10 protein-coding genes are annotated in these 10,797 nt (G+C 45.0%); 5 read left to right on the top strand and 5 right to left on the bottom strand.

Annotated elements, in window-relative coordinates:
• Window positions 1-70 precede the first annotated feature (70 nt).
• A complete protein-coding gene (locus tag IM753_RS01735; protein WP_065256808.1) occupies window positions 71-733 on the bottom strand; it encodes a LemA family protein in 663 nt (220 codons plus the stop codon).
• Window positions 734-1,291: 558 nt separating this feature from the next.
• Here IM753_RS01735 and IM753_RS01730 point away from each other — a divergent pair.
• From IM753_RS01730 to truD, 5 genes are all read left to right on the top strand, one after another.
• A complete protein-coding gene (locus IM753_RS01730) occupies window positions 1,292-2,812 on the top strand; it encodes a sodium:alanine symporter family protein (RefSeq protein ID WP_065256807.1) in 1,521 nt (506 codons plus the stop codon).
• Between the two features lie 252 nt (window positions 2,813-3,064).
• On the top strand, window positions 3,065-3,733 hold the full coding sequence (locus IM753_RS01725; protein ID WP_172823655.1) for a GAD-like domain-containing protein: 669 nt from the start codon (window positions 3,065-3,067) through the stop codon (window positions 3,731-3,733).
• A gap of 189 nt (window positions 3,734-3,922) precedes the next feature.
• Window positions 3,923-4,105: a hypothetical protein gene (locus tag IM753_RS01720; RefSeq protein WP_065256805.1), complete on the top strand. Its 183-nt coding sequence runs from the start codon at window positions 3,923-3,925 to the stop codon at window positions 4,103-4,105.
• A 35-nt stretch (window positions 4,106-4,140) separates the two neighbouring features.
• On the top strand, window positions 4,141-4,731 hold the full coding sequence (locus tag IM753_RS01715; RefSeq protein WP_370582808.1) for a carbonic anhydrase: 591 nt from the start codon (window positions 4,141-4,143) through the stop codon (window positions 4,729-4,731).
• A gap of 326 nt (window positions 4,732-5,057) precedes the next feature.
• The gene (gene truD / locus IM753_RS01710; protein ID WP_065256809.1) at window positions 5,058-6,140 is read left to right on the top strand and encodes a tRNA pseudouridine(13) synthase TruD; all 1,083 of its coding nucleotides are present in this window, start codon (window positions 5,058-5,060) and stop codon (window positions 6,138-6,140) included.
• Here truD and IM753_RS01705 read toward each other — a convergent pair.
• The 4 genes from IM753_RS01705 to IM753_RS01690 form a co-directional block, all read right to left on the bottom strand.
• Window positions 6,137-7,030, bottom strand: coding sequence for a PHP domain-containing protein (locus IM753_RS01705; protein ID WP_065256803.1), 894 nt, complete (start codon window positions 7,028-7,030; stop codon window positions 6,137-6,139). The two genes, truD and IM753_RS01705, sit on opposite strands and share 4 nt — an antisense overlap.
• Window positions 7,031-7,114: 84 nt before the next feature.
• Window positions 7,115-8,305 (bottom strand): cell division protein FtsZ, encoded by a 1,191-nt coding sequence (ftsZ, locus tag IM753_RS01700; protein WP_065255643.1) that lies wholly within the window; start codon window positions 8,303-8,305, stop codon window positions 7,115-7,117.
• A 133-nt stretch (window positions 8,306-8,438) separates the two neighbouring features.
• Window positions 8,439-9,764: a cell division protein FtsA gene (ftsA, locus tag IM753_RS01695; RefSeq protein ID WP_065255644.1), complete on the bottom strand. Its 1,326-nt coding sequence runs from the start codon at window positions 9,762-9,764 to the stop codon at window positions 8,439-8,441.
• A gap of 137 nt (window positions 9,765-9,901) precedes the next feature.
• Window positions 9,902-10,669 (bottom strand): cell division protein FtsQ/DivIB, encoded by a 768-nt coding sequence (locus tag IM753_RS01690; protein ID WP_083108126.1) that lies wholly within the window; start codon window positions 10,667-10,669, stop codon window positions 9,902-9,904.
• Window positions 10,670-10,797: the final 128 nt, after the last annotated feature.

Below are 10,797 nucleotides of genomic sequence, written 5' to 3'. Positions count from 1 at the left end.
AGCCACCACCGAATATTTTTATAAAGGGAATAAGGGTAAATTGCAATTTACCCCTACAAAACATGCAAGGTTATTGAGCCGTGGCGGTTGCCGAGCCTGTATTTGCCCCTGCTGTTGCCGAACCTGTATTGGCATTATTGCTATTATTGCCAAAATTGACCGTTGGGGCGGTGCTAATGGCTTGCTCATTTTCCACGCTAAAATTGGCTTTGGTTTGCATTCCAAACACTTTGGCGGTTAGGTTGGTTGGGAACTGGCGAACCGTTGTGTTATAGCCCTGCACGCTTTGGATATAGTTGTTACGAGCGACCGTAATGCGGTTTTCGGTGCCTTCTAGCTGGGCTTGTAAGTCTTGGAACATACCGTCCGCTTTGAGCTGTGGGTAATTTTCGGTTACCATCATCAGCCGTGATAAGGCAGATGTCATGCCCGCCTGAGCTTCTTGATATTGCTTCATGGCGTTGGGGTCGTTTAGGGTCTCAGGGGTGAGCTGAACGCTACCGACACGAGAGCGAGCTTGGGCGACTTCGGTCAACACTTCTTTTTCGTGTTCGGCATAACGCTCCACCACCGCCACAAGGTTTGGCACAAGGTCGGCACGGCGTTGGTACTGGTTCACCACTTCCGACCATTTGGCGTTGGTGTCTTCGTCTAGGGCTTGCAAGTTGTTATAACCACAACCTGATAGAGTTAGGGTGCTGGCAAGCAGGGCTGATGTGATGAGTTTTTTCATAAATTGCCTTTTGAATATAAAATAAAAAGTTATGCTTATAATAAAGATTTGTCCGTCAAATGCAAGTAAAAAAATGTAGCTTGTCTTTAAATAATTGGGATTTACAAGATAAATAATTGGAATTTACAAGGTTTTTTGCCATCATTTTATATTAAATCTATCTTAAAAATAACAACAAAAAACTTAATAAAACCAAAAAATTGTAAAAAACATTAAAAAATTGTAGATTTTTTTAAAAAAGTATGGCAAATTGTGAACACTTAAATTTTTATTCAACGCATCCTAGCTTGACTTAAAATGTTTATTGATGGCTTTGGATTTTTAGAAAACTTCCTGCAAAACTAGTTTTCCGTTCGCCCTGAGCCTGTCGAAGGGTAGCGGAAAACCGTTATGGTTCGACAAGCTCACCACGAACGGTTTTCTTTAATTTGGGGTTTTGCAGGAAATCTAGATATGGACAAATTGCTTGCGGTTTGTTTTGCCAAATCAATCGGTTAAGCTTGGAGTTGATTTTACTTTTTATTTGTCATGATTGCAAACGCATAGGGAGCGATGACTATGAATGAGATTGTTAATTGGCTAAACGGGATTATTTGGAGTCCTGCCTTGATTTATCTGTGTCTTGGGGCAGGGCTATTTTATTCCATTATGACCCGTTTTGTACAGTTACGACTGTTTGGCGAGATGATACGCCTTGTATTTAGCAAAACCAAAAGCGATGACGGGATTTCGTCCTTTCAGGCATTTGTGGTGGCACTTGCCAACCGTGTGGGCGTGGGTAACATTGCAGGGGTGGCGGCTGCCATCGGCTTTGGTGGCCCATCGGCGGTATTTTGGATGTGGGTGGTGGCATTTTTGGGAGCGTCCACCGCTTACGCTGAGAGTACGTTATCACAAATCTACAAAGAGCGAGACCCCATCACAGGGCAATACCGTGGTGGCCCTGCCTATTATTTTGAAAAAGGCTTGGGACAAAAATGGTACGCCATACTCTTTGCGGTGGCGATGATTATCTCGTGTGGCGTGTTTTTGCCAGGGGTGCAGGCTAATGGTGTCGCTAGTGCAGTAACTCGCATCACAGGCGAAGGCAATTTGGTCAATTTCTTGGGGCTAGAAGTCGGTACGCTACGCATTGCCGTCATGGCGGTTGTTGTGGTTGCGGTGGGCGTGATTATCCTAGGCGGTATCAAGCGTATTGCAAGCTTTGCTGAGATTGTCGTGCCATTTATGGCGGTCGGCTACATTGTGCTTGCCCTGCTTATCATGGTCATGAACCTTGACAAAATTCCTGCGGTCTTTGGGCTTATCATGGGCGATATCTTCAACCCAATGGCAGGTTTTGGAGCGGCGATTGGCTGGGGTGTCAAGCGTGGCGTTTATTCCAACGAAGCTGGTCAAGGTACAGGTCCACACCACTCAGGGGCTGCCGAAGTAGACCACCCATCTCAGCAAGGTCTTGTACAGGCGTTCTCTGTTTATGTGGATACGCTTATTGTGTGTACGGCAACTGCCTTTATGATTTTGACCATGGGAACGTACAACGTCCAAGGCACGCTTGAAACAGGGCAGTTCATCGTCCAAAATATCGATGCTGGCGTTGAGATTGGCACACCTGCCTTTACTCAGATGGCACTCGAGACGACTTTTGGGGCGTTTGGTAACTACTTTATTGCTGTTGCCATTTTCTTTTTTGCCTTTACCACGATTTTGGCGTACTACCACATCGCCGAGATTAATGTGGTATATCTGTCAAGATTCATCGGTAAGCAAGCTCAAAAAACAGGGCTGATGATTGCCAAAGTCATCATTCTTATCATGGTGGGCTACGGTGCGTTGAACAGTGCTGGGGCTATCTGGGCATGGGGCGATGTGGGCGTGGGTATGACTGCGTGGCTGAACATCATCGGTATCTTGATTATGTTCTTTATGGGGTCTCGGGTTACCATGCGAATGCTTGCCGACTATGAAGCACAGCGTAAATCGGGTCAGCGTATCACCTTTGATCCTGCCAAATTTGGTATCAAAAACGCCACATTTTGGGAAGAGCGTCTGCGTCAAAATGACAGACAAGACAGCTAACATCCATACAAACAAAACCGCTCAACTTGGGCGGTTTTGTCGTTTTATGGCAATCTTACAGACTTAGCCTTAATTATGATAAAATTTGGACTGCATTCTATCTCATTGACAAATATGTTTAAACTGCTTTATGCCATTTTCCGCGTATTATCATTATCGGTCATTGCTTTATTTTTACTGATTTTTAAATCAATACTAGATACCTTGTTAATTATCAAATCTTTTATTTTAAAACACAAGGATAAAAAACCCATGTTGCCACTTGACATCAATCATGCCATGCAAGAAACACCACCTGCTCCACAGGCGGTTATGATACAAAAGAACAATCATGGCGAGCAAAAACCGCCTTTTGAAAGTTATTATCCTGCAACCGATGTGCAAGCAGTACCCCCACACATCATCGCAAGCTATCGCCATAAAGTACCGTCTAGACTGATTGACATTTGGCAAACGACAGGTTTTGGCAAATACGGTGATGGACTGATTGAATTTATCAACCCCCAAGACTACGAAGAAAACTTATGGCGATGGCTAGACAGCGAACAAGAAAACTATACCCCATTTGCAATCAATGCCTTTGGCGACATGTTTTATTATCGCCGTTTAAGCGATGTTGGTGATGAAGATGTGTGCTTGCTAGATATCCAATATCGCAAATGCGAAGTGTTAGACTGGGATTTTGATGATTTTCTTGACGAGACTCTAACCGATGATGACTTTCGCCAAGAGTGGCTAAGGCTGGATTTGTTTTTGTCCGCCCAAAAACGCCACGGCAATTTGCAAAATGGCGAAGTTTATATGTTTACGCCCATTATCGCTCTGGGCAATCCTACCAATAATGTAGAACTTCTTGATAAAGGGCTGGCAGTGGTTTATCAAATGCTGGTGCTTGAAATGGGCAAGGACATGTATCAATAGTAAATTCATCACTTCTTATAAATAATTGATATATAGTAACATTTTTACCGCTATTTATTGCTATAAAGTTACGAGATGTCTTTTTTATGGGTTAAACGGGTAACATACAGGCAAAATTTGGGCTATAATGCCATTTAGCATTTTAATGCACGACTGTTTATTCCCTTAATTCATCTCATAGGACACACCATGTTAAAGCCTACTCTTGCCATCAGCGTACTTGCCTTAGCTCTGTCTGCTTGTACCACCACACTCATGGGCACGCTCATCATGACCACCATCACGGGCACGACCACCATCATCACGACCACGCACATTGGGGCTATGCTGGCAGTAGCGTACCACCAGAGAACTGGGGCGACATCGAAGTAAACCGCCTATGTAAAACAGGTTAAGAACAATCACCCATCAACATCGACACCGTGGTTAAGCCACGCCCTGATGGCGACGGCAACTTTAACTTAGCGCCTAACTACACCGCCAGCGACTTTGAGGTGGTCAATAACGGTCACACCATCTCTTTTAATGCCAAAGACGACAAAAACACCCTAAATGTGAATGGCGTGGACTATAAGTTACTACAATTTCACTACCACGTGCCTAGTGAACACACCGTGATGAATGCGTTTTATCCATTAGAGATTCACTTTGTTCATCAAAATGCCAATGGCGGTCTGGCAGTGATTGGTGTATTGGTAGAAAAGGGGGCAACCAACATCAACCTTGGCAAAATCCTAACCGACCTACCCACAGATGGCAAATACACAGGCACATTATCATCCTTTAATGTCGCCACCATCATGCCCACCAACAGCCCCACCTATGCTTACAACGGCTCACTAACCACCCCACCTTGCTCAGAGCAAGTGCAGTGGCTACTAAAAGCCAAGCCAATCACTGCTGACAGCGAACAGCTAAATACCCTTGCCAAGCTCTACAACGGCAACAACCGCCCTGTACAGCCCCAAGGCGACCGCACGGTTCATATCGTAGAATAACAACTGCAGGGCAATCGCACTACAAAATTTTACATGAAATTGATTAAAAATCAAGCAAATTTAGTATTTATAGTTAATTTTATCTAAATATATTTTTAATAAATTATTCAAAATATAATTGGTTTGGTGAGTTTTTAAATAATTTGTGTCTAAAAATTGCCAATTTCTTCAAAAACATAATTTTATTTGCTAAAAATTAAATATAGTGCGATTGCCCTGATAACAATTGGCAAAATGATTGGCAATACTCGCCAAACATGCTACAATACAAACGCCCGAGTTTTTACTTGGGCGTTTTTAATTTATCATTGTTCAAGAACATCGTCATGACTCATCACGCCCCACATCGTCCTTTTGCCCCTACCATCATCTCGGCTGATTTTAAGACTTATCCTGCTGATTTCATTGTCAAGGAGCTGATGGCTGTTGATTTTAGTGGGCAAGGCGAGCATTTGTGGGTGCATGTCTGCAAAGTCGGCATGAATACCGCCTTTGTCGCCAAACTCTTGGCGGACTGGGCAGGCATTCTTATGCGTGATGTTGGCTACTCGGGACTAAAAGACCGCCACGCCCAGACGTATCAATGGTTTAGCCTAAGATTGCCCAAGCGTACTCTGCCTGCGGGAAGGTTTGATGAGTTTATCAAAAACCATTTAAAAGAGAGCGAAGACCTAACGCTCATCGCTCATCGCTGGCATGACAAAAAACTCCACCGTGGCACGCACAAAGCCAATGCCTTTACCATCACGCTAAGACAAGTGGCAGGCGAGACATCCGCCATCAATGCACAGCTTACTCACATCAAACAGGCAGGCGTGCCTAACTATTTTGGTGAGCAACGCTTTGGGCATGATGGCGATAACATCAACCAAGCCAAAGCCTTTTTTGAAAAAATACTCTCATCTGCCAAGCCTTATAAACCCTTTAAAAAAGACATGGACAAGCACAGCCTATATGTGTCATCCGCCAGAAGCATGCTGTTTAATGCCTTACTTAGTGAGCGAGTACGGCTTGGCAGTTGGGATAAGGCGGTGGCAGGCGATGTGTTTAACCTAGACGGGACGGGTTCTATTTTTTGTGCCGACATTGACGATGAGATCATTAGACGAGTATCAGAGCAGGACATTCACCCCACCGCCCCACTGTTTGGGGTGGGCGAGCCAAAAAATACCGATGAGAGCCTACGCATTTATCAGGCAGTATTGGCACAAGATGAATATGAACTCATCAAAAACGGACTGTTAAAAGTCGGGGTCAAACTTGCCCAACGTCCCCTACGCCTAAGGGTTCATGAGTTAAACTGGCGATGGCATGATGGCAGTCTAACGCTAGACTTTGAGTTACCCACTGGCAGTTTTGCCACCAGCGTGCTGTTTGCCTTATGTGAGAATTTGACTAAAAATCATTAAAACCGCTCCCACACTCCCACCTGCTCCGCCTTAGGCGTGGCGACTTGTCCAAGTTTTCGCCATGGCATGTTTGCCCCATGAAAATCCGACCCTACCGACACCATGAGTCCATGCTCTGCCACACATCTATCTATCATCGCTCGGGTGGATATAGGCTCGCTAGGGCTAGGCAACTCAATCGCCTGACCGCCCAGCATAGCAAAATCAGCGATGAGCTTACGCACACGAGTGGCGGACAAATCATAGCGAGCGGGGTGAGCCAGCACCGAAATCCCACCACATTCATGGATTAGCTCTATGGTCTGACCCATGGTTAAGCTATCAATGGCAACATAAGCTGGCTTATCATCTGCTAAATATTTATCAAAAGCATCTTGCACCGTCCGCACCACACCCAGCTCAAATAATACTTGTCCAATATGAGCTCGCCCCACCGCTTTGGCATTGCCTTTTGCCTTATCCAATACCGCTTGCCATAATACCTGCTCATCAATGTGAGCAAAATCCGCCATGTCTGTCAATATCCCTGCCATCTTTACCACAATGGCATGACCACGAGTTTCCCGAGAGTTTTGTAAATGGTTAAGTTTTTGATTTAATCGCTCTTTATCCTTAAAATTAAGGGCGACCACATGAATGGTCTTGGTTGTGGATTTATTTTTGCCATAGCCACCATTCATCTGATGATGGCAACTAATCTCCACCCCATCAATCAAACGCATGCCCAGCTCATCCGCCGTCTGCCGTGCTTCATCAATGCCAGCGGTGGTGTCGTGGTCGGTCAAGGCAAAAACTTCGATACCCGTCTCATGAGCCAACTTGACCACATGAGCAGGGGAGAATGTCCCATCGGAGCAGGTACTGTGGCTGTGTAAGTCCACTTTTATCATAGATTATCCATTTTATTTTGCTGTTTATTTTACCATCAAATAAAACAAAACCCCACCAATGGCAGGGTTTACACAAAGAACATGCTACTTATTGTGTTGTTGTGATTTTAGGTAGCTATTCACATCAATGCGTGTTTTGACCTGCGGGGCGGTCTGTGGCTGAGCCTGTGCTTGAACCGACTGGGGGGCTTGCTGTGGCTGAGCCTGCTGTGCTTGTTGCTGACTCTCTAAGGCACTGACATGACCTGCCGGAGCAGTTTGTAGGTTCTGAATCGGGGCTTGTTGTATGGTCACTTTTGGACGGTCATCCAAGGTCAAACCCGTAGCAATGACCGTGACATGAATCTCATCGCCCATGCTCTCATCTTGGACATAGCCATAGAAGATATTACCTTCTTCTAGGTCAGCAATCGATGACAATGCTTCGGCAATCTCTTCAGGTTCACTCATCATCAGCTCAGCGGCGGTAATGTTCACCAACAACCCCTTGGCATTTTCAAGGCGAATGTCATCAAGCAGTGGCGAGCGAATGGCTTTCTCGGCAGCTTGTCTGGCACGGTCATCACCACTGGCACGACCGATACCCATCATCGCATAGCCTTTGGCAGTCATCGCAGTACGCACGTCTCTAAAATCGGTGTTAATCACCACATTATCCGCCGTATCCACGATTTGTACCAAGCCACTTACCGCGTGCAGAAGCACATCATCGGCTTTTTTAAGGGCATCTGTAAAAGAGATTTGCTTATAAATCTTTAACAGCTTTTGGTTGGGAATGGTGATGATGGCATCAACCAACTCTGTCAGCTGACTAACGCCATCTTTGGCAGACTTCATGCGTTTTTTGCCTTCAAAGTCAAAGGGCGTGGTCACCACAGCAACGGTCAAAATACCCATCTCTTTGGCAATGCGAGCCACCACAGGAGCAGCACCTGTACCTGTGCCACCGCCCATGCCTGCGGTAATAAACACCATGTTGTAGCCATCTAACATTGAGCGGATTTCATCTTCGTCTTCTTCGGCGTAACGGCGACCTTCTTCGGGGTTGCCACCTGCACCCAGACCTTCTGAACCAAGCTGAATCTTATGTGGCACGGTCAAATTATCAAGGGCAGTACGGTCAGTATTGGCAGCAACAAACGTCACGCCATTAATACCTTCTTGCACCATATGTTCCACGGCATTACCGCCACCACCGCCCACACCAAACACGATAAAACGAGCTTTACCGTAATTTACTTGACCATCATCTGTGTCAAGACCATATTTAGACATTTGTTTCTCCGAATTCTTTTATCATAGTGACATAGAAAATATTTTGACATTATAACACCAATTCACCCCATATTAAATAGTAGGGTGAGTGATTGGCTTGAAATAAGCCTTTAATGGACAACGGTTGGAAGTTTTATAACAATTCTTTTAACTTATCAAGCCATGATTGACATCTTTTTCCGATACGCCCAAACAATCCAAGCCCGTCCATCTCACCAAATTGCCCACGCTCATCACGAGCATACTGCTCACTTTGATAATACATGAGTGCCCCCAAAATGCTGTGCAACTTAGGGTCGGACAGGTGTGTTTTTAATAAACCAATATTTTCATCACTCATCATCTGTGTGTGTACTGACACTTTGGTGTTAATGTCCATTTGACGTACGCTCACGCCAAACTGCCTTTCTATCAAGCTGGGCAAATCTCTCATGTCCGCCCCACCGCCAGCCAACACCACGCCCATGTCCATGAACTGGTCTAGCCCCCTGTCGGTCAGCTCATCAAAAATCTCATGTAGCAGTGCCAGATAGCGTGCTTCAATAACACTGGCAAGTTTGTACAAATGCACGGTCAGCTCACTGTCATGATGGCGTTTTTTAAGTGTGATAAAATCGCTTTTGCTTTGCTTGGTGGCGTTCGCTGAGCCGTGATGTTTCTTTAAAGATTCGGCTTCAAGCAAGGTCAGCCCAAGCGTGCTGGCGATGTCCATGTCCACCAGTTGCCCACCCACAGGCAGACAGCGACTATATAACAATACGCCTTCTTGATACAAACACACCTTGGTCAGTGCCGCACCGATGTCAATAAAGCACACGCCACGCTGTTTTTCATCAGCACTTAGGGCATACTCACTGCTGGTTACCCCATCAAAAAACATGGGGTGGACTTCCAAGCTGTTAGATGTCAGCAAATCCTTGATTTGGGCGTAGAACATGCTAGGCACGCTGATGAGATGATAGCTTGCTGTCAATTTGCTGGCGAGCATGCCCACCACTTCTTTGGCATCTTGGTCATCATTGAGCCAAAAACGTTGCTGGCACAGCTGAACTTCTTTATGCTCTTTTTGACCCAATCTTGCCTTGGCTTCATTTAAAATATCTCGGACATCATCATGCGTTATCTTACGCCCAAGTTTACCCCCACCTGTGGGCTGTTGTCCTGTGATGATTTTGTCATGAATGCCATTTTCGCCTTTCATGGAAGGACTGGCAAAGGACAGACCCACATAAGAAACTTGCACGCCTGCCATGTCAATGGCTTCACGCACAGATTTATGGATGGCACTGAGCAAATGCTCCCGATTGACGATTTGACCACCAAAAAAAGCGTCCGTTTTGGCAATGCCCAAGCCCATGACCTGAGTTTTTTTGTGATGCACGTCAAAATAGCCCACAATGGTATAAACCGCCGTGGAACTAAGATGAATCACCGCATGAATGTCAGAATCGGGTATCATATATCAAATTGGGGAAATTTCCCGCCCTAAAAAACAAGTAAAATAGATTGCCAAAACACTTGCCTTAAAAATCTATCAAAAAATCAAAATAAATCAAATCTTAAAAACACAAAGTTAAATATACCCCAAATCAGCCTTTACTTTTTATTTCGCCACGCAATGGAAAACCCATTTTTATAACGCAAATCCACCGACTGCATCTCGTCAATGCGGTCGACAAATCGCTCTTTTAACACCACTGACAAATGATACAATTTTTGCTCGGTATTTTCATTATCCACGACCACCCGAAGCCCATTATGAAAACGAATAACCCAAGTGTTACGGGGTGTCAAAATCAAATCATTCACCGTTAGACCAAGGGGGGTAAACCGTTCATTGACATAACGCATTTTGTGCATGATGGTATTGACATCAGCGACCGACCCATACAAAGTCACCAAGTCGGCATTCATCAGCTCGCTTTTGTTGGCAGGCTTAAACACCACACCATTAGCATCCAACAAATCCTGACTGCCAAAATTAGCGATGGGCTTGCGTGGCACAACTTCTACCACAATGCCACGATACCAATCTCGCTTGACCGTGGCGTACTCCACCCATGATAACGCCATCAACTCATCATGGATTTGGTGTAAATTGCCACCAAAAAAAGGGAAATCACCCAAAGGCAAAACCGCCCCAGTCAGCGACTCACGCTCAAAGGCATTTAGGTTTGATGACTCCACATAAATGGGCTTGGCAGGGCTTTTGCCGATGGTTTGCACGGTAAAAAAACCGATGGCAAACAGCAGGACAAGTGTCACTAAGGCAGATTGCCATGATTTTGACAAATGTTTGTCATCATGCTCTGCACGCTCATGATTGATGCGGTCTACTGCCATCTCTGCCACGGTCACACTCACTAAAAAGCTTATTTATCATCAAAATCTGCCAGTCATGTATTTTTGTATTTGACAAATTTTAATCAAATAAGGCTAAAATTTGTGTATTTTACCTTATTTTAATGTGCTTTGAAAGTAAAATTCATCGC

Source organism: Moraxella sp. K127, assembly GCF_015223095.1.
Lineage (GTDB): Bacteria > Pseudomonadota > Gammaproteobacteria > Pseudomonadales > Moraxellaceae > Moraxella.
Note: the sequence above shows the minus strand (reverse complement) of the source record. Positions and strands in the feature narration are given on the sequence as shown.